21 protein-coding genes are annotated in these 26,429 nt (G+C 47.6%); 6 read left to right on the plus strand and 15 right to left on the minus strand.

Translation table 11 applies throughout. The features are described from left to right. Positions 1-77: 77 nt before the first annotated feature. Positions 78-428, minus strand: coding sequence for a hypothetical protein (locus BMZ54_RS19110; protein WP_089915509.1), 351 nt, complete (start codon positions 426-428; stop codon positions 78-80). Positions 429-649: 221 nt separating this feature from the next. Between BMZ54_RS19110 and BMZ54_RS19115 the strand changes: the two genes are divergently transcribed. Then, positions 650-1,231, plus strand: coding sequence for an eCIS core domain-containing protein (locus BMZ54_RS19115; RefSeq protein ID WP_202909292.1), 582 nt, complete (start codon positions 650-652; stop codon positions 1,229-1,231). Positions 1,232-1,615: 384 nt separating this feature from the next. Here the strand turns inward: BMZ54_RS19115 and BMZ54_RS19120 are convergent, their stop codons facing one another. Genes BMZ54_RS19120 through BMZ54_RS19130 form a run of 3 tightly spaced genes read right to left on the minus strand, consistent with a single transcriptional unit; the run spans position 1,616 to position 2,760 of the window. After that, positions 1,616-1,936 carry a hypothetical protein gene (locus tag BMZ54_RS19120; RefSeq protein ID WP_089915511.1) on the minus strand — a complete coding sequence of 107 codons (321 nt, stop codon included), beginning with the start codon at positions 1,934-1,936 and terminating at the stop codon, positions 1,616-1,618. Between the two features lie 27 nt (positions 1,937-1,963). After that, positions 1,964-2,377 (minus strand): hypothetical protein, encoded by a 414-nt coding sequence (locus BMZ54_RS19125; protein WP_089915514.1) that lies wholly within the window; start codon positions 2,375-2,377, stop codon positions 1,964-1,966. 14 nt (positions 2,378-2,391) lie between these two features. Further along, positions 2,392-2,760, minus strand: a complete 369-nt coding sequence (locus BMZ54_RS19130) for a hypothetical protein (protein WP_143081070.1) — start codon at positions 2,758-2,760, stop codon at positions 2,392-2,394. Positions 2,761-3,030: 270 nt separating this feature from the next. Here BMZ54_RS19130 and BMZ54_RS19135 point away from each other — a divergent pair, with 270 nt between their 5' ends. The 4 genes from BMZ54_RS19135 (at position 3,031) to BMZ54_RS19150 (ending at position 8,149) form a co-directional block, all read left to right on the plus strand. Next, positions 3,031-4,068 carry a serine hydrolase domain-containing protein gene (locus tag BMZ54_RS19135; RefSeq protein ID WP_089915520.1) on the plus strand — a complete coding sequence of 346 codons (1,038 nt, stop codon included), beginning with the start codon at positions 3,031-3,033 and terminating at the stop codon, positions 4,066-4,068. A gap of 121 nt (positions 4,069-4,189) precedes the next feature. Continuing rightward, positions 4,190-4,555, plus strand: coding sequence for a BlaI/MecI/CopY family transcriptional regulator (locus tag BMZ54_RS19140; protein WP_089915523.1), 366 nt, complete (start codon positions 4,190-4,192; stop codon positions 4,553-4,555). A 1-nt stretch (position 4,556) separates the two neighbouring features. Then, a complete protein-coding gene (locus BMZ54_RS19145) occupies positions 4,557-5,648 on the plus strand; it encodes a M56 family metallopeptidase (RefSeq protein ID WP_089915525.1) in 1,092 nt (363 codons plus the stop codon). Between the two features lie 29 nt (positions 5,649-5,677). After that, positions 5,678-8,149, plus strand: a complete 2,472-nt coding sequence (locus BMZ54_RS19150) for an ABC transporter permease (RefSeq protein WP_089915528.1) — start codon at positions 5,678-5,680, stop codon at positions 8,147-8,149. A gap of 149 nt (positions 8,150-8,298) precedes the next feature. Here the strand turns inward: BMZ54_RS19150 and BMZ54_RS19155 are convergent, their stop codons facing one another. Genes BMZ54_RS19155 through BMZ54_RS19170 form a run of 4 tightly spaced genes read right to left on the minus strand, consistent with a single transcriptional unit; the run spans position 8,299 to position 12,340 of the window. Further along, entirely contained in the window at positions 8,299-9,258 is a 960-nt protein-coding gene (locus BMZ54_RS19155; RefSeq protein ID WP_089915531.1) for an SRPBCC family protein, read from the minus strand. 36 nt (positions 9,259-9,294) lie between these two features. Next, positions 9,295-10,023, minus strand: a complete 729-nt coding sequence (locus BMZ54_RS19160; RefSeq protein ID WP_089915534.1) for a hypothetical protein — start codon at positions 10,021-10,023, stop codon at positions 9,295-9,297. Beyond that, entirely contained in the window at positions 10,023-11,381 is a 1,359-nt protein-coding gene (locus BMZ54_RS19165; protein WP_089915537.1) for an SMI1/KNR4 family protein, read from the minus strand. The genes BMZ54_RS19160 and BMZ54_RS19165 overlap by 1 nt, the downstream gene beginning before the upstream one ends. A 38-nt stretch (positions 11,382-11,419) precedes the next feature. After that, positions 11,420-12,340: an AraC family transcriptional regulator gene (locus BMZ54_RS19170; RefSeq protein ID WP_089915542.1), complete on the minus strand. Its 921-nt coding sequence runs from the start codon at positions 12,338-12,340 to the stop codon at positions 11,420-11,422. 93 nt (positions 12,341-12,433) lie between these two features. Here BMZ54_RS19170 and BMZ54_RS19175 point away from each other — a divergent pair, with 93 nt between their 5' ends. Next, the gene (locus BMZ54_RS19175) at positions 12,434-13,168 is read left to right on the plus strand and encodes an SDR family NAD(P)-dependent oxidoreductase (protein WP_089915545.1); all 735 of its coding nucleotides are present in this window, start codon (positions 12,434-12,436) and stop codon (positions 13,166-13,168) included. Between the two features lie 22 nt (positions 13,169-13,190). Here the strand turns inward: BMZ54_RS19175 and BMZ54_RS19180 are convergent, their stop codons facing one another. Genes BMZ54_RS19180 through BMZ54_RS19210 form a run of 7 tightly spaced genes read right to left on the minus strand, consistent with a single transcriptional unit; the run spans position 13,191 to position 26,401 of the window. After that, on the minus strand, positions 13,191-14,543 hold the full coding sequence (locus BMZ54_RS19180) for an ATP-binding protein (RefSeq protein ID WP_089915548.1): 1,353 nt from the start codon (positions 14,541-14,543) through the stop codon (positions 13,191-13,193). Then, positions 14,528-18,373, minus strand: a complete 3,846-nt coding sequence (locus tag BMZ54_RS19185; protein WP_089915551.1) for a contractile injection system tape measure protein — start codon at positions 18,371-18,373, stop codon at positions 14,528-14,530. Before BMZ54_RS19185 ends, BMZ54_RS19180 begins: the two co-directional genes overlap by 16 nt. Next, positions 18,370-21,015: a hypothetical protein gene (locus BMZ54_RS19190; RefSeq protein ID WP_089915554.1), complete on the minus strand. Its 2,646-nt coding sequence runs from the start codon at positions 21,013-21,015 to the stop codon at positions 18,370-18,372. Before BMZ54_RS19190 ends, BMZ54_RS19185 begins: the two co-directional genes overlap by 4 nt. A gap of 33 nt (positions 21,016-21,048) precedes the next feature. Then, complete coding sequence (locus BMZ54_RS19195) at positions 21,049-21,834, minus strand: hypothetical protein (RefSeq protein WP_089915557.1); 786 nt, start codon at positions 21,832-21,834, stop codon at positions 21,049-21,051. A 12-nt stretch (positions 21,835-21,846) separates the two neighbouring features. Beyond that, positions 21,847-25,677, minus strand: a complete 3,831-nt coding sequence (locus tag BMZ54_RS19200; RefSeq protein WP_089915560.1) for a hypothetical protein — start codon at positions 25,675-25,677, stop codon at positions 21,847-21,849. After that, the gene (locus BMZ54_RS19205) at positions 25,674-26,096 is read right to left on the minus strand and encodes a GPW/gp25 family protein (RefSeq protein WP_089915563.1); all 423 of its coding nucleotides are present in this window, start codon (positions 26,094-26,096) and stop codon (positions 25,674-25,676) included. The genes BMZ54_RS19200 and BMZ54_RS19205 overlap by 4 nt, the downstream gene beginning before the upstream one ends. 2 nt (positions 26,097-26,098) lie before the next feature. Continuing rightward, a complete protein-coding gene (locus BMZ54_RS19210) occupies positions 26,099-26,401 on the minus strand; it encodes a PAAR domain-containing protein (protein WP_089915566.1) in 303 nt (100 codons plus the stop codon). Positions 26,402-26,429: the final 28 nt, after the last annotated feature.

Here is a 26,429-nt window from a genome sequence, read left to right on the forward strand (position 1 = left end):
CATTTGTTGGGCAGTGAAACGTGTACACGGGCTGCAGACGGGCGGGTAATATTTGCCTGGAAAGGCAGGCTGGCCTTTTAATTAAAACGGAAGCCCGTAAGCGTTTGCTGCAACGCAGCAGGTGCAAGGGTGCGCTGCCCGCGCGGGTGTACAGCATCTTTTAACAGGGCGCTGTACAATGTTTTATTAAGACGGTTCACCAGCGTACCGTCATGCGGCAAAGGCCATAAGCCGTTCATTGCATGGCGGATCAGCTTAGCGGCCTTACTGGCTTTGCCAAATTCGCCTGCACTTTGCCGGCTGGCCGCACTCTGGCTGTCGGGCCGGTAATTGGGCATACTGCGGCAGCAGGTCTTATTGCCCCTGCGGTAGAAGATCAATCCTCCCACCCTGCCTTCCATGTGAATAGCGCCTGTTACTATAGCCATCGTAGTATTTTCCCTAATAACAGGCGGGTAACACTAAAGGTTCACACGGGTTGAAATAAAGTAAATGGTGGACATAAGGTGGACTTGATGCGGGCATCATGTGGAGAAGATGTTGGCTATAGCAGGCTTTCTAACCCTATTTTTAAACCTGTTAGCTATAAATATCGCATACCGGATATTTTTGCTACATTTATACTATTACCGGTAAACCCTCTATAACTATGTTCACATATTCCTCCTCAGATCAATCCTATTCCAGCTCCCGTTCGGCTGCTGACGAGCAAACAGCTGTACCTTCTACTGGTGCACCCTTACAAAGAAATGCGGCTAATATGGACGAATTAGTACAGGGCAAATTTCCAGCCCAGCTGCAGCCGGAAGAGGAAGAGAAAAAATTACCGATGCAAGGCAAATTCGTTTTACAAAGAGCTCCTTTGCCGGAAGAGGAAAAACCCGTGCAGGGAAAATTCACCACACAGCTGCAAGCCAATAATACCGGTATGCCCGACAGCCTGAAATCCGGTGTGGAAAACCTTTCCGGTATGGATATGTCTGATGTAAAGGTACATTATAACTCCAGCAAACCAGCCCAGCTAAGCGCGCTGGCCTATGCACAGGGCAATGATATTCACGTAGGCCCGGGCCAGGAAAAACATTTACCGCATGAGGCGTGGCATGTGGTGCAGCAACGGCAGGGACGTGTGCAGCCTACCATGCAAATGAAAGAAAGTGTGCCCGTGAATGATGACCCGGGATTAGAGCATGAAGCGGATGTGATGGGCGCAAAAGCGGTGAATGGGTAGGGATAATTTTTCTACATTCCCGAAGTTAAATATTAGCCGAATACCTGCATGTGTATGTTCAATATTCAGGTCTATTGTCCAATGCTTATAGTTAGGGTCTAGTGAATTATTAAAGTCAGCTACACATGCTGATAATAAGCTGTCAATATTTCTTAGATCTTCCTGTGTAAGCGTCACCCGTTTGTATGTAGCGCTATCAAAAGGGTAATTGTATTCCGGATTAAATGGGATGATTGTTGTGGTTGTGGTATCGTAATGCAGGGCATTTGCGCCTTTTCCCTTGTTTAAATGGTTACTGCATAAAAGAAAGCGCTTGCTGAATAAAAGGCAATTATAAGAATGGAGATGTGAAAGCGTATTGGCATTTAAAAATTATCAGTTTAATTAAGTCCATAAGTATTGCCTTACTTTGATCAGGCGTATTAACATTCCGTTGTCAAACTCATATTGGTTGTCTGTCCAGATAGGGTCAATTTCTCTGTTAATCTCCTTTTGTGATCTGTATTTCCACCAATTATACAGCTCTTCGATCTCTGTTTTTGCATTCATATGTTCGCTGTCATATGTCCAGTCGCGGCTTTCAAACAGGTTTTCTTTTTCCACACAATCCGTTAAAAGCTGAAAGCAGGCGTGCAGCATTAACAGGTCTTTATCTAACCAATCACTGGTAATGGTGCTGATATGCAGCGTATGAGGATCTTTCATATTCTTTTAAAATTCGAGCGGCTACTTTTATGTAAACGGCAACAGATCAGGTTCTAAAAACTCCTGCTTTGCCTGCGGAGAATTGTAAATATCCACCTTATAGTGAAAAGCCAGCAGCTCTTTGAAGTTGTATTTCAACCTTGGGAACCTGGTGATAAAATCAGGGAAATTATTAACCGGTTCTTTATCTATAAAGTGTTTTACGGCTTTGATAGCTGCTATGGTCAGGGTTTTGTTGTATTTATCCCGTGCGCCAACCGAATCTACAAAGGCCACTAACTGACTGCAGATATTCTGTATGGCCTGCTCAACACCATATTTCTTCACGTGGATCCAGGCAAGCCGGATGTGGGCTTCGTGAGTAAACATACCGGGGGATAATTTGCAGGCTGCAAATTGTGCTTCAAAAGTGGTATCGTCTAAGAGGAAGTGCTGTTCCATATGGTTTAAGATGTTTATTCAAAGGTTACTTTCCCTTTACCATCAATGTTTGTTCTTTTGTCAAAGACAAAGTCAATATATTTTGCTTCTCCTTTTTCGCCCTTTACCGCTTGTCTTACCCGGCCATATTCCTGTCCGTCCTGGTTAAATACTTTTACAGTAATGTTTTTATCAATGGTTTTATCAAAGATCAAATAGGCGGTTAATATATTGTCAACTGTACTATCTGAACTATTAATAATAATCTTTCCTGAACTTAAACCGCTATTCTTAAGCTCCTGGGAAATTATTACTTCGTTCTTAAATGTTTTCTCAACTCCCTTTGCAACTCCGTCGGCAAATTCAGCGCCGGTTTTGGCAACGATCTCTCCGGTTTTATTCACGGTATTTTTGGCCTTCTGTTTTGCCCAGTTACAGGAAATAAAAAATATTGCGGTCAGTAAAATAAGCGTGTATCTCATAATAGTATGGGAAATAAATTGGTATACAACGGTTTAGGCATTAGGAAATGCGGTACTCATTTAGTCGAAAATAATATAAAATTTCCAGAGTGAAAGACTGAATAATTTGCATTATTAAGTTAATTAATTATTATTACCTATCTCTTAGCGACAGGCCCTGGCCTGGACGGTTTCACATAAAAAAACTATAAAATGAGAAGATTTTACTTTCTTCTTTTATTATTAGGACCAGCGATCTCTCCGGCGGTTGGTCAGTCCGTTGTTAATTTGCCTAACGACACGGTATTAACGGCTCTCATGCAAAAGTATAAAGTGCTGGCTTTAGGTATTGGTATTATCGAAAACGATGAACTAAAAAATGCAAAGGTCCTGGGTGAATTGAAATCAGGTGTACCGGCTCCAATCAATACTATCTTCCAGGTTGCATCGCTTACCAAGCCTATTGTAGAGATGACCACACTGCGATTAGTAAGCAAAGGTCTTTGGCTGCTTGATGAACCCCTATCTAACTATTGGATTGATCCTGATGTGAAGAACGATCCAAGAAATAAGCTCTTAACCACCCGTCATGTACTTTCACATCAAACCGGTTTTGTTAATTGGCGCTGGCTTCATTCAACCGGCAAGCTTACCTTCGATTTTGAGCCGGGTACTAAAACCAAATATTCCGGTGAAGGTTTGGAATATCTTAAACATGCCCTGGAGGTTAAATTCAACATGCCGCTTGCTGCGATCGTAGACAAATATCTTTTCAAGCCGGATGGTATGAAAGACACTCATTTCTTTTGGGATGGCAGCGTAACAGCGGACAGATATGCGATACCCCATAACAAAGCAATTGAACCATATGAAATCAGAAAAAACACAGAAACCAGCGCAGCGGATCTGTTAATGACCACCGTCAGTGACTATACGACATTTGGTGTAAACGTTTTAAAGAAAAAAGGGTTAAGCGATAAGGTCTGGCAGGACATGATATACATTCAATCAAAAGATCCGGATGCGAAATTCGGATTGGGCTGGGAAGTGTTTAATCATCTGAAAGGGAACGAATTTGCACTGGTACATGGCGGTAGCGATCCTGGCGTAAGAACAATCATTATCCTTTTACCGGAATCTAAAAGAGGCCTGGTGATCTTCACCAATAGCGATAATGGCATGCCTCTTATTAAGGATATTATAAGAGCAGCGCTGGACATTGGAGAAGAATTACTCGAAAGGGCGAAATAAAATCGCCCATCCTTTACCCCTGCCTTCTACAAGCCTTCATAGCCCTTTCCAGATATTTTTAAAAAATATTTTGCAGAACTATAAATATAGTTTTACATTTGAACTATAAATATAGTTTTTAATGAAAACACTCACCAAAGCTGAAGAACAGGTGATGAAAGTGTTATGGAAGCTTGGCAGCGGCCTGTTAATGGAAATAGTGGATGGCATGCCCAAACCCCAGCCTCATAAAAACACGGTGGCCACCATTTTAAAAACCCTGGTTGACAAAGGCTTTGTAGATATTGAAAACCTTGGCCGCATACACCGTTACCACCCGTCGGTATCAAAAGAGGAATATTCAAAAGACACGCTTACCAGCGTGGCCAAGGGGTATTTTGAAGGCTCTTTCAGCAACATTATTTCTTTTTTGGTGGATGAAGACAAGCTAAGCGTAAAGGAACTAGAGCTTTTGCTGAAACAATTAAAACAAAACAAAAAGCAATAGTATGGATGCTATAACCGCCTATGTGGCAAAAAGCATATTGGCCAGCGGCCTGCTGTTTGGGTATTATTGTCTTGCGCTACGCAATAAAAAATTCAACGTTTACAATAGGTTTTACCTGTTGGCATCTATAGTGCTAAGCCTTGTTTTGCCGCTGCTTAAGTTTACATGGCTTGCGGTACAAGCCACACCAAATACCGCGGCAGGGCAGGTATTTATTTTAATCGGCGCACCAAACAAAGCTCAGGTTCCTGTGCATTTTTCGCCGGTTTGGCTTGCCTATGCCGCCGCTTCAATTATAAGCTTGGCGCTTTGCATTATACTGACATTGGAAATTGCCTGGATATACCGCATGAAAAAAAAGCATGGCGGTATTAGAGTACAGGGCGTAAACCTTATTGAAGTAACCGTAAAGCAGGCGCCGTTTTCGTTTTTGAATAACTTGTTCTGGAAAAAGGGCATATCGCTGCAACAGCCTGAAGGCGAAAAAATATTCAGACATGAGCTTGCCCATATACAGCAGCGCCACACGTATGATAAACTGTTTGCCCAGGCCGTTACCTGCATTTTTTGGATGAACCCATTTTACTGGCTTATACAAAAAGAGCTGGGTATGATACACGAGTTTATTGCCGATGCAGCCAGTATTGAAGATGGCGATGTGGATGCTTTCGCCAGGATGCTGCTGCAATCGCACAACGGAGGGCGCTACCTAAGCCCTGAACATCAATTTTTCCATTCACCTATAAAGAGACGGTTAATCATGCTTACTACATCAGCAAAAACGTCCTACTCCTACGCAAGAAGGGTATTGGCCTTGCCGGTTGCTGCTATTATAGCTGTGCTATTTTCAGTAATTGTTGGTAATGCACAAACGGTTGACCCAAAGCTGCAGCCCCTCGGTTCCATAAAGCCTGACAACGCTAAAATTGAAAGAAACCCTGCAGATTCAACGATCACTATATCCGTGCCGTACAAAGACAAAAGCGGCAAGCTGAAAAAGCGCATATTTAAAATGAAGTATATGCCGGGCGCGCACGACGAAGGAGAAATGCGTATTATGAGCGACAGCCTTGTTCAAAAAAGCAGTACCTGACGGCAACCATGATGTCATAATGACTTCTTATGCTTAAAAATTATTGGATCGTGGCCTGGCGTAGCCTCGTCCGCAATAAGATCTATAGCCTCGTCAATGTGCTGGGCTTAGCGTTAGGTATTTGTGCCTGTTTGGCCATTTATCTGATCACCCGGTACGAATTCAGTTTTGATAACTTTCATCCGGACCGTGACCGCATCTTTTGTGTGGACGCCGTGTTATATGGCGGCCATTGGAATTGCGTTCCCGGCCCTATGCCAGCGGCCATGCGCCGGGAAATGACCGGCTTTCAGACCGTTGCTGCCTTTCAGACCTACGAGGCCAGCGTGACGATACCAGGCGGCCCCAACGAACAACCGAAGAACTTCAACTACGCTGGCAGCATCGCTATCGCGGAGCCAGCATACTTTGAGATCTTTCACTACCGGTGGTTAAGCGGAAATGCCGCTACTTCCCTGTCCATGCCCTACTCCGCGGTGCTTACCGCTAAAAAGGCCAGACAGTATTTCGGAGATCTCAGCCCGGACAGGATCATCGGCCGGACCATCCGTTACCAGGATTCGCTGATCGTCACTATAACAGGTATCGTTGCCGATTGGACAGGCAACAGTGATTTTAATTTTAGCCAGTGGATCTCTTATGCAACGATCCCCGCCAGTTTTCTGAAGAATAAGATAACGCTGGACAGCTGGGACAAATTAGATCGCTCCAGCCACGTTGTGATCAAACTGGCAAAGAACGTAAAGCCTTCACAGATCGACGCGCAATTTACCGCCTTTGCCAAACGGTACTTCGGCCCGAAACCGGTGTTCGCCGGCCGTTTGCAACCGCTGCGGGGCAGTCATTTTCACCAGGAATATGGCGGTATAGGCAGAAAGGCCAGTTTGCCAGTCTTGTACACGCTCATGGCTGTGGCAGGCTTTATCCTTATTCTTGCCATTGTTAATTTTGTCAATTTGTCGACCGCGCAATCTATGCAAAGAGCGAGAGAGATCGGCGTCCGGAAGGCGCTGGGCGGCGGCAGATCAGGCATCGCTGTGCAATTTTTTACCGAAACCCTGTTGTTGACGATAGCTGCAGTGGTTCTTGCGGCACTAATGGTAAAGCCTGTCTTCAGCGTGTTTGGCGATTTGATACCAGGGGAAGTTCATTTCCCATTGACGGGCGCCACGCTTTTGTTCCTGTTGCTGGTGATTGCAGTGACCACCCTCCTTGCGGGATTTTATCCCGCGAAGGTGCTGGGCAACTATCAGCCCACGGTAACCCTGAAAGGGATCACCGCGGCGCCAGGTGTTGGAAATGCCACGCTCCGCAGAGGGCTTATCGTCTTTCAATTTACCATATCACTGTTGTTTATTATAGCGTCAGTTGTCATTGGTTCGCAGCTGCGATATGTGCTGCATGCTAACCTGGGTTTCAAGACGGATGCGATCATCACGCTTGGCGGCCCGCGTGACAATACCCTGGTTAGCTCATCTTTTGGGCCGGATAAGAATAAAGGCGGGCAACGGTCTCCTGAAGATATAGGCAAGACCGTTATACTGATGGATAAGATCCGGCAGCTGGCTGGCGTGGAGCAGGTGATCAGAGAGGCGAAGCCACCGATGGACCAGATGCATTCGGGATTCGGCGGTGGCGGACTAAAAGGCAGCGATGAGAAGCCGATAGACATATCCCTTCATTATGGCGACGCAGATTACATTCCTTTTTATGGGATGAAGCTGATCGCGGGACGAAATATGCTGCCGGGCGATAACAGCAGGGAACTGCTGATCAGCAAGACTTGTGCCCATGCACTGGGTTTTGCCGATGTGGGCAAGGCCATTGGCCAGGAAGTGGTTATTGGCCCCGGTGACGCCTATCCCGTAGCAGGAGTGGTAGACGATTTTTATGAGCGCTCTTTTCACCAGGCCACCTGGCCAATCATCATCGCACACGATCCCAGGAGAGAGACCACCATTGCGGTCAAAATCGCTGCGAAGCGCATGGCCGCCGGTGAGCTGCAAACCCTCATTGGCAATATAGAGGAGAACTGGAAGGCCATCTTCCCCGGAAAGCCGTTTGGCTATTCTTTCCTGGACGAGAGCATCGCCAATATGTATGCGGATGATCTCCGGACCGAACGGTTGACCAATGTGGCGATGGGGATCACCGTTTTTATCTCTTGCTTAGGCCTGCTTGGCCTGGCTATTTTTTCTACAGAAAAAAGGGGCAGAGAGATCGGCATCCGAAAGGTATTAGGGGCCACTGTGCCGGGTATCATGGCGATGCTTTGTAAGGAAATCGTTCTGCTGATCGTTCTTGCATTATTAGTTGCCAGTCCACTGGCCTGGTACCTCATGCATGACTGGCTACAGGGCTTTGCATACCGGACAACGCTTAGCGGCTGGATGTTTGTTACAGCAGGAGCGGCGGCCATCGGAATTGCATTGCTTACGGTGGGTTTTCTGGCGATGAGGGCAGCAATGGCTAACCCGGTCAAATCGTTGCGTACCGAATGACTTCAACCTTGATATACTAGATGCGCTCAATTTGCCTTTTCACCTGTCTAAGAGGTCATGACCGGTTTAGTCTTTAAGAGATCAAGGTGTCTTTTTAAGTTATGTCTTTGATCGATAAGATAGATCTTCATAGTGTATAGTGTTCTTTTCTACGCATTCTCCGATTTCTTCTTTATATGCACCAATACCCTGTCATGTATTTTATGAACAATGTAGTTACTCCAAAGCCGCCAATAAAAAGCAGGGCGGATGTTGTGATAATACCAGGTTGTTCCTTCCAGGAGGGTGTTGCCATTTGCCAGCTTTGTCAGTTTAAACTGGCCCTGTTTGGAAACAAAATAGTCATGCAAATGAGGAGCATCAATATCCCAAAAACTCAGCTCTTTCATTGGCGCCGGCTGTACCACTACGTCAAACCTTAAAAGCCGCGGCTGATCCCAAACTGTTATTGGTTCTACAAAACTACCTGTTGTGAAATTGCAGTGCCTGACCGCACCAACTCCTGTTCCTTCAATCTTTGCGTTTATTGGATAAGCAATTCCTGCTTTAAAAATAAATTCTGAAGGCTTGTCCAACTCCGGAAATTCAATTACGTCCTTCCATACTGTCTGTGGATCTGCGTTGATTTCAATAGTGGTAACAACCGATATTAATTCCTGTTCATTGTCCTTTTCCGTAAACGACATTGCGGGAATACTGACCATCAGGAGGAATAACGCTGAGGGAGCATTGCCCGGCATTTTGCTGATAATTGCATAGCCAATTAATGTTCCGGCCCAGGTCAATAGCAATACAAATGGCGCTGCCATCATAATACAAATAATCCCTTCAATTGCAAAGATCAGCAGCCCTATCATAAAGATACCCAACGTTAAAAGGCCGGTTTGCCAGGCTTCCCGCTTAGTGATCTCCTTTTTAATACCGTATAAAATCACGGGGCTTGCACCAATAAAAAGCGGCGTTAGCACAAATAAGGCAATTCCATATTGGCCGATACCATGAATGCCCCAAAGTGTCAAAAGGCCCGCAATAATAACAGTAGCAACAACAGCGGTCCATTTGCGCTTATTATCGTCTGCGGGTAATATTTTCTCAAGTTGTTTTCTCATTTCATAGATATAGATAATTGTTCCGGGAGCTATTCATCAATCCGTTTCCGACGCTATTATTCCCACATACCAGTTCTTTACGGGGTTATAAACTGTCCAGAAATAATTCCCCCACCATTCTTTTCCAGGTTCAAATATTATGGAACAATCGGTGTCCCAGGTATATATGGTCAGCCGTTCCAGGTCGCTGAAAAAGAAATCCATAAAGTCTAAAAGGTACTCTCCTCTTTTCTTTATTTCCTTTCCCAGATGCACATTGTAGGGCGGTTCCATAAAAGTATGTACAAACCCTCCTGTATTTTGTGGATAAAGCGCCTGGAATTCTTCGGCGATCTTATTGATGTCTACTTTATTTGCGGGTATCTCTTCCTGGTCATGGTAAAAATATGCGTTCAGCGTTTCGTTACCCAATTGGCCCCTGATAAAGGGTTTCTTGTTGGCCAGGTCAAAATGAAAGCCCAGAAAACTTCTTACATCTATTTTTTTCCCGCTTGGATCCAGCTTGGTAAAGTCGGTTTGTGCTGTCGCAGCATTTGATCTCTGGTTAGGGGGCAAGACCTTGTTAATATGAAGATTGCACTCGTAATTTTCCTTCTCCAATGTTTGCCTGGCTGTAATCAGGTGTGCAGTATATTCATCCGGCATTTCCCCCAGATAATTTTCGGAGATTTCGAACACGGACATTCTTACCGCTCCTCCTTTTGTATCGTAGTGTGTTAGTCTGTCCGTTATTTCCTGGTCTTTTATTGCTTTGATATTTACCATTATACTATTGTTCTTAAAACCGTTACGTTGGTTAACCCGTACTCCGCCAGGCGATAATTTAGATTCGATAAAATATAATTCTGCTCTACCGGGAATTTCTCAGCAAGCTGTTTATAGTATGGCAACAGGCGCTTATCCTTTACGCCTGAAAGGGCCTGCAGGGCGGAATGGATCACATGGTTTGAAGGATCTTGCAGGCCTTTAATAAAAGCGGCTATAAAGTCCTTCCGGTTGTTGAGCTTACCCAATGTATAGAATGCCGTTACCCTTATATTTTCATCCTTTTTTTCCGTGAAGGGGATAATCAGCGGCCCAAAATTGCTTTGGATTTCCGTGAGCAGGTATGTACAAAACCGGAATGTTTCACCATCATCGATCCTGCTGATGTTTGCCTCTATAACCGGCGCCCATTCCTTGCTCTTATCTTTTGCGTACCAATAAACAAACTGGAACACTGATAACAGATCAGTTTTAACTAATTCAATTAAATAAGGTTTTGCCTTTTCGTAATCGAATTTACACAGGATCTGAAGCAATTGAGCGTTGATCCCGGGCGTATGTTGAAAGACCTGCTGCTCTATATTTTGAACAATTTCTTTTTGGAGTGTATACTTATTCAAAAGCCCGTTTAAACAGTCTGCTTTTTGTTCCTCATCTTTTGCTGACAGAAATAGTTTTAACAGCTGATCATCTGAACCGCCCATTGAATAACCAAACCATCTGGGTCCTTCCTGCATCAGCTGGCCGGAGATCACTTCATCCAGCCACCGCTCATACCAGTCTAAAAAATTGCTTTCATAGGTAAACTTTGGCTTTTGAAAGTCTGTATCTAAATTCACCACCCTTCCCTTGTACGGCCCATTGAGGATTATACCGTGCAGATAACTACAACCCTGTGAGCCGATTGGGAGGATACCGCCGAGGATCCTGCCCTTTTCATTTTCATAATCTTCATCGGAAAGGTTGTCGTCATCGTTTATTTTCTGTGTTAAAGCTGCCCAATAATCATCCGGCATTTTTGGATAAATAACACAATCGTTCTTAAGATGTTTTTCTACAGTATCGTAGATCAATTCATCCACATTCCCGCCAAGCGGATAAATGCCATAAAACGGGCCTGCTGCGGAATTGGCGTGTGCATTACCGCCATTTCCAATCTGCAATAAGAAAGCCTTGTAACATTCAGGGAGTTCTATGGCGTATTGCTGTTCAAATTGGGTTACTTCTTCTGCGGTTGCGGGTTTGTTTAATGTGTACTTGTGGCTTTCTGCGCCAAATACTTTTAGCCGCCTGTCTGCTTTTTTTGCAGCAGGCAATTTCTGTTTTATTCTTTGTACCTGTTCGTTATAATCTGTCATAAAAGTTCTTTGATCAAAGGCCTGCTGGTAGTATCAATTCAAGCGGTATCCTCAAGGCCAATTCTTCTATACATTGCCGGCGTTTTGCCGGTCCTGGCTTTGAAAACCCGGGTGAATGCGGCTTCAGACTGGTAGCCTACTTTAAATGCCACATCACTGACGTTAATCTTTTCAGCTATCAACAGCTCCTTAGCTCTGTTAATACGCCAATTGGTCAGATAAGACAATGGTGTTTCGCCAACAAGGCTTTTAAACCTGCCCGCAAACACCGACCTGGACATGGCAACACTTTTAGCTAAAGATTGTAATGTCCAATCCTGTGCCGGGTCATTATGCATAATGCTGAGTGCCTTGCTGATCTGGCTATCATTCAACGCAGCTAAAAAGCCCGTTTCAGGAACAGACTGTTCGATATAGGTTCTGATGACACTCACAAAAAGCATTTCCGCAAGACTTTTGAGCATCATCCGGCTACCAGGTTTTTCATGATCGCGTTCTGTATGAATAACATATCCTGTATGCTGAAGAAACTGATGGTGGAGCGTTCCATATCCCCTGATATGGATTATTGGTGGCAGATCTTTTAGGAACGGATGCGTTCCTTCTTCGTTATAGCTAAAATGGCCTGCGGCCAGTATTGTTTCCGGTTCCGGCCCACTAAAAAAGGGAGTGCCTGCCGTTTGCGATTTCACATATTCATTGATAGTAACCCGGCGGCTGGCAGCACTATCTGCAATCCAGTGGGAATCACCATGCGGAATATATACTATGTCCCCTTCGCCCATTGTAACGGGTTGATCATTATATAAACTAACTATACAGCTGCCTTTAATCAACCGGTAGAACCGGGCCTCTCCCGTTTGTGCAACATCAAGTCCCCAGGGGCCTTTCAGCATGCTGGTGCTGCATACAATAGCTTCTAACCTGGTCACCTTTAGTATTGAACTCAATACATCCATAACAAACAAATACGATTGAGCAAATATACGATACTTCCTGCTACCTGTAGTACGAACAGAAGCGGGTAGCTTTGCCTTATTAAATTAAATCGTATGCAAAAGTTAAAAGGTAAAGTAGCCGTTATCACCGGCGCCACTTCGGGAATGGGACTGGCTACAGCGCAATTATTTGTTGAAGAAGGCGCCTATGTATTTATTACCGGCCGCAAACAAGCGCAACTGGACGAGGCGGTGAGATCAATTGGAAAAAATGTAACCGGCGTATTATGTGATTCGGGCAGCCTGTCAGACCTGGATCGTTTATTTGAAACTGTAAAAACGGAAAAGGGGCATATTGACGTGTTGTTTGCCAGCGCGGGAGCTGTAGACGGAGCACCCATCGGACACATCACAGAAGCACATTTTGATATGCAGTTCAATGTAAATGCAAAAGGTACATTGTTTACGGTGCAAAAGGCATTGCCGTTATTAAACGATCATGGCGCTATTATCATGACCGGAACGGTTGTAGCACTGAAAGGAGGCAGCTATCTCAGCGTGTACAGCGCCAGTAAGGCAGCGCTGGATGCCTTTGCAAAAAGCTGGAGCACAGAACTTAGCGCCAGAGGTATCCGTGTTAATGTAATTCATCCCGGGCCGATAGACACGGCTTTATTTGCCTTATTGCCCGAAGACAAAAAAACTTCCTATATCAACCAGGTAGCTTTAGGCCGGTTGGGACAATCCAGGGAAATTGCCACCACTGCGCTTTTCCTGGCTTCGGAAGATTCCAGCTATATTACCGGTATATCCATACCTGTTGACGGGGGAAGTAAAGCTATAGAGTAGGCTATTCTTTCAACAACTTATCCTACACCGTTTTACCCTCCTTCCCAAACTCCTTACGAATACCATTCACTACATCCTTATGCAGTATGGTAGTGCTGTTGCGCTTCAACGCCATCAGGCAGCTGTAACGGCTTACGTTAATGATAGCGCCACCGGCCAGCTCGTGCTTTCTGGCAATTTCTTCCAGGTTGAGCTTTTCTTCCAGCTGCACGTTGGATGGGAATGCCTGCTGCCATAAACGGAAACGCTGTTCAGGACCGGGCATAGAGAAGTAGATCATGGATTGAAAACGGCGGCCAAAAGCGTCGTCAATATTGGCTTTGAGGTTGGTGGCCAGCACAATCATGCCGGGAAAATCTTCTATGCGCTGTAACAGGTAAGCTACTTCCTGGTTGGCATAACGGTCGTTGGAAGAGGATGTTTGCGTACGCTTGCCGAACAATGCATCTGCTTCATCAAAGAACAGGATCCAGTTCTGGTTGGCGGCACGGTCAAATACCTGGGCCAGGTTCTTTTCGGTTTCGCCAATGAACTTGGATACGATCATGGACAGGTCTATGCGGTACACATCCATGCTAAAGGTTTTACCCAGCAGGCAGGCGGTCATGGATTTACCGGTGCCCGGCGGGCCGTAGAACAGGCTGCGGTAGCCGGGCTTTATTTTACGGCTCATGCCCCAGTCGTTCATGAGGGTATTGCCGTGCTCTATCCAGGCGCGGATCTCCTCTACTTCTTCCATAGTATGATCTTCCAGCACCAGATCGCTCCATTCAAGGCTGGTCTCAATTCGTTTAGCCGGGAAGTTTATACTGTAATCCGGTTTATGGGCGGTGCCTAATGTAAAGTAGCTGAGGTATTCCGGGTACAGGCTAAGGGTGCCGCTGAGCAAAGGTTCTTCTGCATTGGAGGGCACCAGCTTTAAGATGGAATGTTTGGCAAAAAAATGGTCGGGGCCAAACAGCTCTATCAGGCGGAAGCGTTGTTCCAGGCTGCTGGCGGCGGCAAGAAAAGCGGCTGTTTCGCCGGTGGGTAAAAAACCACCGTGGTGCTGTCCTTTAATGCCGCCAAACTCTGTAAAGCCACGGTCGTAGGTAGCATTTTTGGTAAAGAACACATCCAGCAGCTGCGGGCATATATGCGGTATAAGCGCCAGCAGCAGTACCAGGCGTTCTGTTGCATTCATATTGTAATGCTGCACAATCTGCGCATATACGGCGCCGTTACCTTTTAGCTGCGGTGGCGGCAGCTGGTCAGGCAAAGTGGTGCTGCCATCTTCTGCAAAATATTTCTTCATGCGCAGGTCCACCACCTGCTGAAACCAGGCCATTTCCTGGTGCAGGACCGCTGCATTCTCATGGATCATGTGTACACCCATTCTGTATATAATACTTTTTCCATCCAGGGGGTTTTGATGGTTCCAATACCCCAGGGAAGCGTTTGCATAATTACGTCGTATCCACGTTGCTCTACCCGCAGGAACCAGGCTTCTTCTGTTTCCCGGAGCGCACCTTCACGCTGCAGGAAAGATCCCTGGAAACCTTCCACGGAAGAATTTTTCATTTTCTCCCATTGCTGGATCACCGCCTTCAGCATCTGTACCGACAGCTCTTTTTCTTCTACGGTGAGCGTGATCTCCAAGGGTACCGGCGCTGCCAGCGGAAAGTTACACAATACCTTGTTTAACGCCAATGCATGTTCCGGGTGCTCCTCCAACCCATCTACCGTGAATTGCAAAAAGTGAATGGCGCGGTGTTGCATTTCCTCACTGATAAACTGTCCTTTTTCCAGCCAGCCTAAACGCTGAAAAGCAAATGATAAAAAGGGATGCAGCAATACCAGGCCGGCATTGCCAACATAAATAGTTTCCATTTCCGGTGGTTTAACCTGTTCCAATTCACGTTTATTAAATGGCTGTTCCGGTGGTTGTTTGCTGATGGCAGCCGGCTTTTGCGTGGTTTGCAGCAACTGCCGGTCTTTTTCGTATAGCTGCTGCCGTACCTGCTCCATATGCGCATGAGTGTGCACATACTGTGCGGCCTGCTGCTGCAGGGCGGGCAATATGTTACGCAGGTGCACATATGCGGTGATATTGATGGCGCCTTTACTTACGGCTAGTCTTCCGATAAAGCTTTCCGCTGCAGATATACCGGAGCCGGTAATAAAGTGCAGGAAACGCTGCGCATAATCCGCGGCATGGTGCACCGTAAAATGGCCGGCCAGCAGCTGCATATGGAACTGGCGGAACAGCAGGCGGATCTTTTCCCGCTCCTGGCTATCGGTGATAATAATATCAAACAGCTGCTGCAGCTCCTTTAAAGCAGCATGGGGCGGATGCCCCCAGCCAATATGAATGTCCTGCATCATTTCCAGGAAAGTGTCATCGTCCAGCTGTTGGGCGGCCTGCTCTATTAATACAGGATGCTGAAATATTTTCCGGTAAAAGGATAAACGCTCCTGCCGGAGCTGGTTCCTGTAAAATTGTACAGCCTCACGGAAACCGCCGATGGGTTTATGGATGGTTTGCTTTAACAGCAACAGGCTATCCTGCACGGCATAAATTTCCAGGTTTTCGCGTACCTGGGATTCGTATATGCCTGCGGGTGGGGTGAACAGGTGGTAAATGGTTACGCGGGCAGCCGGCTGTACGCCTGCTGCATTTAAAAGCTGTGTGAGTAATGCAGGCTTTTCACGGTATAATAAAATGACGGCCTGTTTCAGCAGCTCATTGCTAATGGCATTGCTGATAGTTCCTAAATAACCGGGTAACTTTTGATGCTCCAAAAAATGGCTTAACAGCTCAATGGCCTGCTGCAGCCAGTGCTGCTGTTCTGTGGCGCTGCTAATAGTATCGTACTGCCGGAAACGGTGCAACAGGCGGGATACGGCGGCCGGCATGCTAACACGTGGTAAAGCCTCTGTAGTGGCAATACGCGGCTCCGGCAGCTCCTGCCACAATCCATCCTGTATAACCATGGTGCCGGCGGCAGGCGGCGTAATAGCCTGCTGTAACCAGCCGGCTAACAGCTCACGTACAGGCGTAGGCGTGGCGCCCATTGCCTGCCATAGCAGGAACAGCTGGTTGAGTGTTACGGGCGATGGCGTAATAACATTTGCTGCTGCGGAGAGCCGTTCCCGGTAGTTGGCGTATAACCACTCCAGCATTTTACTTACCAGCTCCAGTGTTAGCTGCTGGTTAAATGTGCCTGCCGTAAGGGGCAGCTGGCCGCTGGCCAGGAAATGCTGCCACCATTCCAGCACCAGCCGGGCAGTTTGCTCCTTTGCAGCCGTGGTAGCGGGTACAATGCCCTTGCGGATATTATCCAGTAAAAGATGATGAACCGGCGTGTTGCCGGCAGGATGGTAAACCGCTGCCCAGGCGGTTTGCTGATCATTTATTAATTGCTGTAAATGACCGGCCAGCACAGCGTTCGCAGGCGCTGCATTTTTCATTAACAGCAGCAAGCTGCCGGGTAACAGGCCGGTAGCCGCAGCCCATGACTGTATAGCGGCTGTTATGAATGCGGATAATTCCAATTGCGTGTAAGCAGTAACGGCCCATGTTTGCCAGATGCTTTTCAAGAGCTGCAGCCGCAGGGATGGCAGGCCGGCAATGGCAGGTTGTATTTGCGCACTGATGGTTTGCAGCAAGGCGTATAAACTTTCATAGGCATCCAATACCGTGGCAGATAACTTTGCTGCCTGCATTAAGCGGAGTAATACTTCGGGTGTTGTTTCCTGTAAGCTGCGCTCAATTGCATAAGGGATGGTGCCTGCATATTTAAATACGGCAATGGCCTGCGGCATGGATTGCTCCATGAGCTGCTGCCAAAGGCTGTTAATGGAAAAATGCGCGTAAGTGCTGCCCCACCAGGGAATGCTGCCGTAAAGCAGGCGGTATAACAATACATCGCGGAGCTGCTGTTGTTCCGGTGGTATGGCATCAGGGGTATTGAACGGTGGCAAGCCATTGCTGCCATTAGCTGCTACCCGGATATGTGCTGCGAGCTGCTGCAGCATGGTTTGCTGTGCAGCGGCAGGTTGCTGCTGTGCGGTTGTTTGCACCAGCGCATCCCATCTTTTAAAGGCAGCTTCGCCTGATACTGTATTTAACATTTGCTGCAAAGACACACGGGCGTTTTTGGCTAAGGTTATCATTTGCTGCTGCAATATTTGCAGGGAAATGGCCGGCGCCCACCAAGGGAAAGATCCATAGAGTAAATAGTAGCGGAGCACCGCTACCTGCTCATCCGGTGTGGTGTTCTTGTTATCCGTGGCATTGGGGGGATAGCGCCCTGCTTTCAATTGCTCACCGGCATATTCCTGGTAAAGCGTTCTTATAAAACCGCCTACGCTGGCTTCTGCCATGTCCTGCTTATAAAGTAACAGGGCGTTATAGAACAGCTGTAACAAATGCTCATACGCTACATTAAAGTGCTGCGCCATTTGCCCCAGGTGGCTGCGTACAAACTGTTTGCGGTTAAAATAAGCGCTGGTTTCCGTGAACAGGTAATTCAGCACAAACCACCATACGGCCCTTTCCAGTGTTTTACTTTCTGTTTGCAGGATGGTTTGGCGTTGCTGCAGCTGCACAATTTCCCGGCTGTAGGAGAAGATAAAAACGGCTTCTGCCGGTTCCAGTACTGTAACTACCTGCTGAATGGCTGTTATGGGAAACTGGTAAGCAATACGCTGACGCACATACGCTGCCCTGGCAATATCGCGCAGCAAAGCTGCCAGGCGGTTAGGCTCCGTGCCTGCCAGGTGCATGATGGCCAGCTCCGGTTGTTTACGTTCTGCTGCAGTAGCCCACCAGGGCATGGCGCCGCTGAGCAGGTAATAACGCGCCAGCTCAAACAAACGGTCCGCGCCGGTTTTAAGCTGCACCTTGCCGGTAAGCGTGTACTGCTCACCGGAAATACCGTAACGCAGAATATCTGCCAGCGCCTTTTCCAGGGCCGACATTATTTTAGCGGGCAGCTCTGTTTCTACATCTTTGTATAAAATAAAGCCCAGATCTAATTCAAGGGTATCCAGCACGGCTACCATTTGTTCCGGTACGATCCTTTGCAGCAGCATATCCATATCGCCGCTGATCCGCTGCCGGAACAGGTGGCTGATACGCTCCTGCAGCGCCAGGGATTGCGCCCTGTTGCTGCTTTGCACATCAAAGGTGTACTGTCGGATAATATGGTGCGCCTCACTCATAGATCAAAATAATGTTCTGCTGCCAGGATCTTAATCAATTCACTGGTATCCTGCTGCAAGTCTTTTTTCTGGCGCAGAAGATCCAGCCAGTTGAAGTACTCCTTTTCAAAGCTGCGCATAGCGCCAATGCCTAACCACTTAAACTGGATCACAAACTGCACGGGGGTATGTTCCCGGAACAGCTCTTCTGCAAAAGCCCTGAACTCCGGCAGCTGGAAGCGGGCAGGCCAGGCGGGAAATACCACGGTAAGGCCAAAACGATAAAAATCTTCCCGCAACATCCGGCCGTTACCCTGCTTTACGTAAAACTCAAAATAGGCATGCTGCGCTGCAGCTTCTTCCTGCAGCGCAGCTACAGCTTCCTCCCTTTCGTCAAAGGTGTACCAGTAAGGATGCTCTTTCAGTATATTTCCGTCACGGTCGTACATGCGGTAACCAAAATTGCGTTCATAGTTCCAGGGTTTCATCAGCAGGTGCTCTACCAGGTAAAACCCTTCGGATTGCTCGCTGATGCTGCGCAGGTGTTTGATCATATCCTGCAGGGCATGCGTGGCATGCGCGCGGGTGCCGGCCCTTATTACCACCCGCCATACTTCATGCCGGCGGTGGCGGTATACTACCAGGTATTCCCGGCGCTCTTCATCATATACAATGCGGTAGTTCTCTGTGCTTAAGCCATGCTTCAGGAAAGAAACGGGCTGGTTGCCGTAATCATACCTGTTTTCCGGCGGCGTGTCCGGCAGGTCCTGCAACGTTACCTTAATCACCTCATCGCGCACTGTGTATTCTTTGGTGAGCCACAGATGCATGTGATCCGGCCGTGTATGCACCTCTACTTTTAAATGTTCTGCATCAAATACTTCACTGAGGCGTTTACGTTTACCGCCGGGTATATATAATAAGTGACGCAGCCAGTTCTCATAGCCCGACCATTCGCCGGGTGTAAAAAGATCTGTGGTATAATCGAATGAATGCAGGCGGTTGGCGGTTAGCTTTACTACATTACGGAGGATGTCTGCTTTCCATTCCAGCTCCCGGCTTATGCGGGGCTCATTGGCTGCATCCCCGTATACATGTTCATACACCGTTACGGGGTATTTCATGAGCGACAGGTTAAAGCGGGCCAGCAAATGATCCAGCACCCGGGTCTTGCGTTCCTGGTAAGTTTTGCTGGTTTCCTGCTCCTGCTGCAATGCTTTCATATATCCGTTGCCGATATCTTCCTTAAACTCATCCCATTCCTGCGCCGGCTGTTTTCCTGTAAAGGCAGACAGCAGCTGGCGCACATGTGGCACGTTATATAAAGGCTGTGCTGCGTAAGTGTAGGGTGTAGCATGGTCTGTTAACGGTGAAAAGAAATTACCCATGCTGCCCAGCTGGGCCAGGTAATTGGCCAGCAGCTGCTCAAAGAATAACAGGTATGCTTTCAGCTGTTTGGCCTGCGCCTTACGCCGTTCTGTGGCCTGCTTATCCAGCCCCTCCTCCCCAATGCCGTAAATGTAGGGGAAATGATGCTGCAGGGAATAATACCAGCTGAGGTCGCGGTAAGCCGCTTTTAAGGGTGTATGTACATCTCCTGTTTTCTGGCCCACGAACTTACGGCGGGCAATGATCTTCATTTTCTGGTAGGTATTCCAGAAAGCCACTTCTTTTAAACGGTATTCATATTTATCGCTGAATATTTTAATGTCGTTCTTATCACCGGCTATCTGTAACATCGGGTAGCTGCCGGGTTTCAGGGTTAAGGGGCGGGCGGAGTAATTACCATCGTCGCCGGCAATGGAGAGGGTTTTTACCTTAATAACTCCGGCTACCTCTGATACCGCCTTTACTAACACTGCCGGATCTACGATGCTGGAACGGGGCCGCAGATCGCTTTCTACAATGAAGCCTTTTTTCAACAGCGGACCGCAGTAAATTTCCTCTATGCTATAGCCTTTATCCAGCAGCTCTGCTTCTGTAAAAAAGCGGATGGGCGGATGCAGCGCAAATTCAAATGCATTACACATATGGGCCATCAGCTCCTGGGGATCATAACGGCTATCGACCATGATCTCGGCCTTCAATGATATTTCCTGCGGCTGCAGTACTACGAATGCTTCCACATCTTCCCCAATGTTCCGGTAGGCCATCATACAGCGCTCTACTGCTACTACCACTGGTTTCAGCATATCCGGGTCACCGGCTGCAGCTGTTACCAGCTCATCCTGGATCTGCAAATACAGGCGGTAGGTGCCTTTGGTAGTGCCACAGGGCTGCAGGGAGGGTATGGGCTCAATCCAAACGTTCTCTATTTCATCTACTTCATCCAGGATCAGCTTACGGTAATCATTGACCGTTACCGGCGCTGAGCTGAGGATAGCGGCTTTTGCAAAAAAGGTATGCAGCAGCGGATCAATGTTACCGTTCTTATCGGCCAGTATTTCATCAATAGGAAAATCCGTGCGGTAGGCCAGGTCGGTAATGGCATAACAGAGCTGTTCCAGGATGGTAACGCCGGGATCGTGCAGATTGTAATCTGTCCAGGTATTACCGGACAAAGCCTGCACATGTGCAATGGCTTCGCGGCGCAGCTGCTCATAGTCAAATGCGGCGTCACGGGCCTTATCGCGGTTTATTACTACAGAAGGTGTATCTGCCATGGAACGATGATTTGAAGGATGGTTTGCTGCCTGTTAGTAATAGTATTCGTTTGGCATAAAAACATCATCTGCCCAAAGGCGGGTAATGCGGTAATAAATTTCTACTCCCGGGCCGTAATTGCTGTTGGTACGCAGCTGCAGGGCATAGTTATGCGTACGGCCTTTCCAGCGCAGCTTGATCTTATTCCAGCAAAAGCCGTAATAGGCGCATTCCTGGCGGATCTTATTGCGGTTCCCGCCAAAGGTGCTGAGCGCATAGGCATGCATCATTGCATGGCGGCCTGCATGTTTTAAACCGGTGCGCGCTACTATTTCAAAGGCCTGGCAGTTATCCAGCTCCTGTAAAATGGGGTACCATTTCCCATCTGCCGGGATCTTGCCTACCTTGTAAGTGCCTACCCGGCCTTCCATGCCGGCAAAACCGTTGATATCTACTTTAAAGTTAGGATCACATTTTTTGCCCAGGCCCAGCTTTCCATCCATATGAAAGAAAAAGGCTTTTTCATCCTGCTCCTTTTGTCCGCTTTCTCCAGGATTTGGCTGCAGGCGCAGGCTGGGATATTCCTGCTCATCTTTTTCCATCATGAAAAAAGGTTCCAGGTCGTCTGTGGCGCGGTAAAAAGAGACCAGCCTTTTAGAGCCACCCAGGGTGGATATGAGCAATCCATTTTCTTCATCCTTGGAAAAGCCATCTTCCTGTTTATTGATCGTGGAATCGATCAAATAGCCGAAGTGATTTTCTGTAGGCATTCTCCCGTTCCTGAAATATTGTTTGAGCTCTTCGCGCCCATACATTTTTTTATTTTGTTTAGTGTCCATAATGAACCGGATTTATTTGGGTTGAATACTAATTGTGAGCATTTCTTCATCAAAAGGCGCGCTGCCATGCTGCGGCGGTGGACCAGCATCTGCCTCCTTACCTACCAGCAGCTCATTGCTTACCAGCAATCCGTCGATACCCAGGGCCTGCGGATCTTCATACAAAGACGCTTCCAGCACTGTGATCAAATGCTCATCAGAAGGAATGAGCACCCCTTCCGGTACGGAGGCGCGGATAAAGGGTACCTCTTCCAAAGCGGTATCTGTAATGCGGCCTATTACCTGCCCATTGCGCGGGTTCTTTTCATAATAAAAGTGCACCAGTGAAAAGCCGGTAACATAATTCACGTAAGGCAGGCGGTTAATGAAGTTCAGCATTTCCGAACGGTATAACACGGTGCCTATCTTAAAATCATTAACGGTATTAAACAGCCATGGGCAAAGGTATTGTTTGATATCTTCCTGCAGCTTTTGCAGGTACAGGTTATCGTTGTAGTTATTATCCGTGGGTGTGAACCGGATCTTACATACTACTTTTATGCGTTCATACACCGGGTTCCTGATCTCTGCCTTTACAAAAGGCGACATCTTTTTTTGCACAAAGGCCTGTATGCGGTACAGCGTGGCCAGGTCTACCTTTGGTTCCAGGGTGTTGAACTGCCCGCTGCTGTTCCTGGGTGGGGCTGGAACCACTATAATGCTTACATCCGGCTGCTCCGGCATATGCTTCATACGGTTTGCATCAATGGGCAAACATTTTACGATCAGCAGCTCCGGAAATTCCTGCAGCAGGATCTGTGCAACATCAAAACTCAGCACCGGCCTTTGCTTATGCCGCAGGCGCTCGCTTACGCGGGTATAATACTGCATTTCCGTTTCCTTTTGCCGGCCGCCAAAAGATGGAAATGGCTGCCATACCTGCTGGATGGTTTTTATATCTGTTTGAAATTTTTTGATGGAGAAAGGATCAATGGACAATGTTTCATTCAGGCTTTGGCCATCGCCTTCCAGCTGCCTTTCCGCTACTACGGCGTTGGGAAAAATGCCTATTACCCTGGGATTGGCGCCGGTAACCTGGCTTGCGGAGATCCTGATCCAGAAAAGTTCCGGGGGCAGCATGGTACTGCCGTTGCTGATGTTATCAGGTACACGTATCTTAATGATGCCGCTTTTCAGCAGGTTGTTCGTATCATCCGACAACAACTGCGTTCTTTCAAAAGGCAGCCAGCGGTTATTGTTTAAGTGGCTCCATTTTAAGGGGGTGATGCCAACGGCGGTATCACTGTAATGTTTTTCTTCCAGCTGGAAAAGCAAAGACAGCTCTTCATTGGGATACAGGCGGTTGAAACCTATGAACAGGTTGCCCATATCTTCTGCTACCGGTACCAGCGCAAAAGTAGTATTATTGGGTACGGGATAGGTTTTGCGGTAACCGTAGGGCAGCACCTGGTATACTTCCAGCCCATCGCCCTGCTGATCTGTTTGTACAGATTTGAGGGCTTCCATATGTTCCAGCGTATAATTAATGGAAATGGATTTAACAATAGGCAGGTAAGGCAGGTTAGGGACCGGTATTTTCTTTTTCGGGAGAAGACTTTTTTGCGCATTGCTCATGATCACTTCCGGGAAGATCTGTGAGAACAGGCGATGGCCAAAGGCTTCAGACGGTGACAAGAGCTCCAGCCGGATAGCGCCTTCCTTGTATAACGAAATATCCGGCTGCCATTCTTCCGCCAGCAACATATCATTGGGAAATGACAGCCTGGTGAAATCCACATTCTGCAGCACTGTATTTTCTGATAAATAAATTTTCCCTTCCCGGTCGCGGGTGGTTTGAAACAGGTTCAGGTTTTGCTGGTTTTGCCGTTCCGGAAAATACAGTCCGTTACTTAAGCTGCTGATGCCTATTTTAAATGCCTCGTTCTGCATGCCCGCGTCATAGCCGAGATAATAGGCATCAAAGCCGGTCTCGTGCCGGGGCAGGTTCAGCCACTCCAGGTTAATAGTAAAGTTGCGTGTAAAGCGGTTAAAGATGTTACTGTTACGAATATCCAGGAAAGAGCCTACATAAGGCTGCGGCCCAAACAATAGAAAGGAGCTGTCTGCGCTTACCGGCCCTATGTTATTCTGCATTTTAAAATATCTATGGCCGGTTACATTCACTTTTACGCATACACGTTCCAGCAGCATTGGCCGCAGGTAGCTGTAAGCATGGTGAAAGCTGGTATTGTTCAGCAACACTTTTAAGAAGGGCCGCTTTGAGCTTAGCCCGCCTCCATGTGCTTTTTCATCATATACGCCCCAGGGTTTGTCAGTAGGGTCCAGTGCAAAGAAAATTTCCAGGCTGTTATCCGTAAGCTCCGTTATGCTGCTTTTTACACTAAAACGCGGAATGGGCTCCCATGCATCGGGCGCCGTGTAATACAGCAGGAAGGCGCCGGCCAGCAGCTGCGTGAGCACTACGGATTCACTGCGGTTGGATACTTTGGCAAAGTTCTGCACATAGGCTACAAACCCGCTGAAAGTGTCCGGCTCAAAATAGAGCTTTACATGCACCTGCCGGTAGCCATCTTTCAGGTACATTACCGGCGAGCCAATGATAAAACCAACATTGGTATCTTCCATGGTACGGCGTGAGTCTGAAACATCATGCTGGTCCTCTCCCAGCAGCAGCCAGGGTTTAATGACCGTACCTTCTTTCTGATAATCTGCCGCGGGCGTTATTGGATGCACGGCCAGGTAGGGCTGCGCTTCGCGGATATCGCGCAGCTGCAGCGTGGGCGCGGCTATCTGCACATAATCACTTACATACAGGCTATACAGGCCCATGATCTTTATGTTATGCACCTTTACCGCATCCTGCAAAACGTAGGGCAGCGGCTCTTTACGTACATTGGTGGCTGCCAGCAGCACCTGCCCTTTTTCTATAGTGAAGTTATGGGCTACCGGCACCGGCTCTACGAAAATATGTACCCGGTCGGGTACGGCGGGTAATGACCGGATGCCCAGCACCTGCCGGTAATAAAAATCAAGATGCCGTTTGGGGAGCTTATTGATCTGCTCCTGCAGGTGTTTATAGAGCTCTATAAACGCCAGCAGCAGGCCCATATGCGGGGTATGCTGCATCTCTGCCAGCTGATTCCTTAAATAATAACCGGCGGAGCTGGATACCTGGTAAAATTTGGTACGCAGGTTATCATACAATGTATTCAGGGAATAAAATCCTTCAAACACTTCTGTGCCTTCACCGGGGTTATTGAATGCGCGGCTGTAAAGGCGGCGCAGGGTATGCGTCATTTCCAGGGGGCGTACGCGGTGCTCATGTAAGGCTACCTGCCGGGGAAATAAGCTGATCACCTGGTATTCAAAACGGTGCAGGCGGGTCATGTCATCTTCCAGGATATCCATTACCTGCTCTATGTAATGCCAGACAGCGTATGTTTTATCGGCCTGCCGCAATTTCTGCAGCACATCCATGAGCACAATGCCAATGTCGTACAGTAACAGGAACAGGGCTTGTGTATGATCGAACAGCTCATCATCATTCTCCGCATTGTTCAGGTTTTCGCGGATGCGCAGGAACGAGGCTTCATAGTGTGTAAAGTCAAGCGCGCTGGCGGTGATGAGCATCACCAGCAGGTCGGCATGAAAAAATTCTTCCCAGGTGCCTTCTACCTGGTTGTGAAAATTGTAGTAGTTAAACTGGGTGGCAATGTGTGTGAGCAGCTGCAGCAGCTCATGCGACGACCTGTCATCCACTTTCACATAGTCCGGTACCAGGGCCTCCAACTGCCTTTCCAACTGACTGATACCGTCCTGTATATGTTCAAAAAAGTTGCTCATCCGTCGCTAATGTTGGTACCTTCCAGGTAGTAGAAGGGATATACCATATTATGTCTTGTGTTAGTGGCTATAATGCTGTAGGTGATCTGCATGAACAGTGCGCCCATATCCTGGCTTCTGTCTGCCACCACGGCATCTATGAACTTAATGCGCGGTTCATATTTTAACAGGGCGTGGTAAATAATATGATTCAGCTCACTGATCATGCGGGAATCGGCTATTTCAAACACCAGCCTTTTTATATCGCATCCAAAGTCCGGCTGCATCAGGCGCTCGCCGGGTATGGTGCTGAGTATGATGCGGATGCTTTCTTCAATATCCATTACATCCGACACCATTTGCACACTGGCATCCAGCTTATCGAAGGAGGGTGGAAAGCTCCAGCCGGTGCCTAAAAAAGATTGTATTTCCTTTGCCATCTTTATCCTCCTATTAATACGGTGGGAAAACCGGTTACAATTACACCGCCATGCGCTGTCAGATCACCCATGCGGGCGGCGGGACGGCCGCCGATGAGCACTGTTGCGGAGCCCTTGACAATGCTATCCGGCGGGCCTACGCAGGTAAGCATATCGCCCAGGGCAGCTGCGGGCAGCATGCCTATGAGCACATTGGGCATGCCCGGCCCTATAACGGGACCGCCTACATGCGGAATGGGCGGCAGGCCCGGTGTTACCATCGGGCAGGTGTGCATATCGGTGAGGCGAGCGGCAGGTTGGCCCATGAGAATTACGAATTATTTAATTACGAAT

This window comes from Chitinophaga rupis (assembly GCF_900109685.1).
Taxonomy (GTDB): Bacteria; Bacteroidota; Bacteroidia; order Chitinophagales; family Chitinophagaceae; genus Chitinophaga; species Chitinophaga rupis.

Bases quoted from the DNA above. Each gene is read 5' to 3' on its own strand.
- BMZ54_RS19110 (WP_089915509.1), bottom strand. From the start codon at position 428: ATGGCTATAGTAACAGGCGCTATTCACATGGAAGGCAGGGTGGGAGGA.
- BMZ54_RS19115 (WP_202909292.1), top strand. From the start codon at position 650: ATGTTCACATATTCCTCCTCAGATCAATCCTATTCCAGCTCCCGTTCG.
- BMZ54_RS19120 (WP_089915511.1), bottom strand. From the start codon at position 1,936: ATGAAAGATCCTCATACGCTGCATATCAGCACCATTACCAGTGATTGG.
- BMZ54_RS19125 (WP_089915514.1), bottom strand. From the start codon at position 2,377: ATGGAACAGCACTTCCTCTTAGACGATACCACTTTTGAAGCACAATTT.
- BMZ54_RS19135 (WP_089915520.1), top strand. From the start codon at position 3,031: ATGAGAAGATTTTACTTTCTTCTTTTATTATTAGGACCAGCGATCTCT.
- BMZ54_RS19140 (WP_089915523.1), top strand. From the start codon at position 4,190: ATGAAAACACTCACCAAAGCTGAAGAACAGGTGATGAAAGTGTTATGG.
- BMZ54_RS19145 (WP_089915525.1), top strand. From the start codon at position 4,557: ATGGATGCTATAACCGCCTATGTGGCAAAAAGCATATTGGCCAGCGGC.
- BMZ54_RS19150 (WP_089915528.1), top strand. From the start codon at position 5,678: ATGCTTAAAAATTATTGGATCGTGGCCTGGCGTAGCCTCGTCCGCAAT.
- BMZ54_RS19155 (WP_089915531.1), bottom strand. From the start codon at position 9,258: ATGAGAAAACAACTTGAGAAAATATTACCCGCAGACGATAATAAGCGC.
- BMZ54_RS19160 (WP_089915534.1), bottom strand. From the start codon at position 10,023: ATGGTAAATATCAAAGCAATAAAAGACCAGGAAATAACGGACAGACTA.
- BMZ54_RS19165 (WP_089915537.1), bottom strand. From the start codon at position 11,381: ATGACAGATTATAACGAACAGGTACAAAGAATAAAACAGAAATTGCCT.
- BMZ54_RS19170 (WP_089915542.1), bottom strand. From the start codon at position 12,340: ATGGATGTATTGAGTTCAATACTAAAGGTGACCAGGTTAGAAGCTATT.
- BMZ54_RS19175 (WP_089915545.1), top strand. From the start codon at position 12,434: ATGCAAAAGTTAAAAGGTAAAGTAGCCGTTATCACCGGCGCCACTTCG.
- BMZ54_RS19180 (WP_089915548.1), bottom strand. From the start codon at position 14,543: ATGGGTGTACACATGATCCATGAGAATGCAGCGGTCCTGCACCAGGAA.
- BMZ54_RS19185 (WP_089915551.1), bottom strand. From the start codon at position 18,373: ATGAGTGAGGCGCACCATATTATCCGACAGTACACCTTTGATGTGCAA.
- BMZ54_RS19190 (WP_089915554.1), bottom strand. From the start codon at position 21,015: ATGGCAGATACACCTTCTGTAGTAATAAACCGCGATAAGGCCCGTGAC.
- BMZ54_RS19195 (WP_089915557.1), bottom strand. From the start codon at position 21,834: ATGGACACTAAACAAAATAAAAAAATGTATGGGCGCGAAGAGCTCAAA.
- BMZ54_RS19200 (WP_089915560.1), bottom strand. From the start codon at position 25,677: ATGAGCAACTTTTTTGAACATATACAGGACGGTATCAGTCAGTTGGAA.
- BMZ54_RS19205 (WP_089915563.1), bottom strand. From the start codon at position 26,096: ATGGCAAAGGAAATACAATCTTTTTTAGGCACCGGCTGGAGCTTTCCA.
- BMZ54_RS19210 (WP_089915566.1), bottom strand. From the start codon at position 26,401: ATGGGCCAACCTGCCGCTCGCCTCACCGATATGCACACCTGCCCGATG.